Annotated in this window: 2 protein-coding genes; both read right to left on the minus strand. The window is 72.6% G+C overall.

Annotation, left to right across the window (positions count from 1 at the left end):
- Nucleotides 1–920 precede the first annotated feature (920 nt).
- Entirely contained in the window at nt 921–1,241 is a 321-nt protein-coding gene (locus ACWDX9_RS62520; RefSeq protein WP_449973320.1) for a hypothetical protein, read from the minus strand.
- 168 nt (nt 1,242–1,409) lie between these two features.
- Nucleotides 1,410–2,285: alpha/beta hydrolase family protein (locus tag ACWDX9_RS62525; RefSeq protein ID WP_449973321.1), on the minus strand; the 876-nt coding region annotated here is incomplete at its 5' end.

The raw sequence follows: 2,285 nt of genomic DNA on the forward strand, positions 1-2,285 counted from the left end.
CCCCTGTGCGGACCCCGCCGAGCTGTCCCGTGCCATGCCGAGGCCGCGGCCGGTGCCGCGCCGGTGCAGGGCGGTCACGCCCGGGTAGGTCCTCGGCCTGGCCTGGCTGGGGCGCCGACCGCGCCGATTGCGCCGACCGCGGTGACCGCGGCCATGGCGGGGAACGGCACGGTGCCGACGCCACGAGGCGACGGTGGCCGTCCGGTCGCCGTCCCTCCCAGGACCGTGCCGGGGACGCGGGTGAAGCTGTCGGCGCGCGACATCCTGCCAGCTGCCGCGCAGAAGGCCAGCCGCGTGCGAGGTGCGGCGGCGGTGCAGTCACCACATGCCCGCCACAGCATCCGACGGCTGCGACCCGGCGTACAGCGCGTTGTTGATGGTAGAACTCGCTGCTGCGCACCGCGATCCGCCCAACCCCCGTCACGGCCGACACACTGCGCGCGGCCCGGCGCCGCCTCGGACAGCGGCTCGGTCGAGAGACTCACCCGCCCGCTGCGCGCGGCCCGACACCGCCACGAACAGCGGCCCGGCTGAGAAGCTAACCCGCTCGCTACGCGCGCCCGGAAGTCGCTACGAACACGGGCTCGGTCGAGAGGCTCGCCCGCCCGCTGGGCGTCACCAGCCCGTTCGGGTACGAGACGTCCGGTGGCAACCGCCGCGTGTACGCCATCGGAAGGAAGATCAGCAGCCGCTCGGCCGGCCACGGTTCGACGTCAGTCCCGGCCAGCCGCTCCCATACCCCCTCGTCACGCGGCGGTTCCGCACCCGCGCAGACCGCGGCGGTTCCGCACCCGCGCAGACCGCGGCGATTTCCCACCTCGACAGCCCCATCAACCCCCGTCGGCGCAACCCTGCTTCCGGCCCGAGGGCACCCATGTCCGGCTCGAACCGTCCGTATGGCGGTCGCGTCGCATCGGCTTTCAGCGGACCTGCGTCCAGGCCTCGACGACGTGGCAGCCTTGGGCGTCGCCGGAAGCGGTGGACCACGTCCCTTGCTGGCCGGAGACCTTGGTCACCCACGGGCCGACGATCGTTCTCGTGTAGGGGTAGTGAGCCGAGTTGCACTTCGCGGCAACCCGGTAGCTGCCGAAGCCGGACGCGCACAGTGCGCCCGCCACGTTCGTCGTCGTGTTGACGGAAGCGATGCAATTCCATACTTCGGCGTGCGCCGGGGCGGCGATACCGGCGAGGACTATCGCGCCGGCTGCCGCGGCAGCCAGGGCCCGGAGGACGTTACCCATGGCGTCTCCTTTGCGCCTTCAGCTTGGCTTACGCGCTTCATGCTTTCGCGTGCGCATGATCCGGGGACAGGGCAGCAGGAGGGCATCTACCGGCCATTTCGCATCAACGCGAGCACCCCGGTGCCGGCTGCGAGCCGCCTGACCGGGGAGCCCCGGGGACTCACGGGGTCAGGGGATGAGGGAGACCTCGGGGAAGCGAGTGTCGGGGCTCTCGAACAGGCGGGTCGGCTTGCCCCGCAGGTGCAGGTCGAAGAAGGCCCCGACGTAGGCGCGCTGGGCCGCCACAGAACGGCCGGGATCGATCGTACCCACGTAGTCCGCGAGCGGCACCTTGGGGAGCTTGGCCGCGATCTGGGGCAGCAACGGCTGCAGGTCGGTGAACGAGCCGTGGGCCGCACCCTTGAAGCGCAGCTCCCGCTTCCACCCGGTCGAGGCCCGCCAGAACGACTTCCAGCTCGGCTCGCCGGCACGCGTGTGGGTTTCGGCCGCCAGCTGCAGGAACGGCTTGGTCACACCGCGCGTGGCCACCGGGCCGACATAGGAGCCGTCGAGGTTGACGGCCGCGTCCACGCGGGCGTCGTCGCGGGTCAGCTGCGCGGCGACCGACCCGCCCAGCGACTGTCCCAACGCCCCCACTCGTGAGGCGTCGGGCGCGCCGAGCATCCCCTTGGGCAACTCGCCGCCGATCGGGCGGCTGTGGGCCAGGGCGGTGACCTGGTCCAGGACATACCGCATGTCCGCCAGGCGCGCCCGCGCGTGGTCGGCCAGCAGCTTGGCGATGACCTTCGGCGTCAGCTTCGCGGGCAGCGGCAGGGCGCGTACCAGGCGTCGGCCGGAAAACTCCACCTGGTCGGCCTCGTAGGTGTGGTCGACGGTGACGACCAGGTAGCCGCGCGAGGCCAGGTCCTCGACCAGGGCGGTGCCCAGCGTTCGCGGCCCGCCGTCCCCCGAACTGAACAGCACCACCGGCAGCCTGCCCGCACGTGGCTCGACCGGCGCGCCCACGCGGGCGTGGGTGCGCGTGGCGGCCCAGGCGACGGCGCC

It is taken from the genome of Nonomuraea sp. NPDC003201 (genome assembly GCF_053590415.1).

Bases quoted from the DNA above. Each gene is read 5' to 3' on its own strand.
- ACWDX9_RS62520 (WP_449973320.1), bottom strand. From the start codon at position 1,241: ATGGGTAACGTCCTCCGGGCCCTGGCTGCCGCGGCAGCCGGCGCGATA.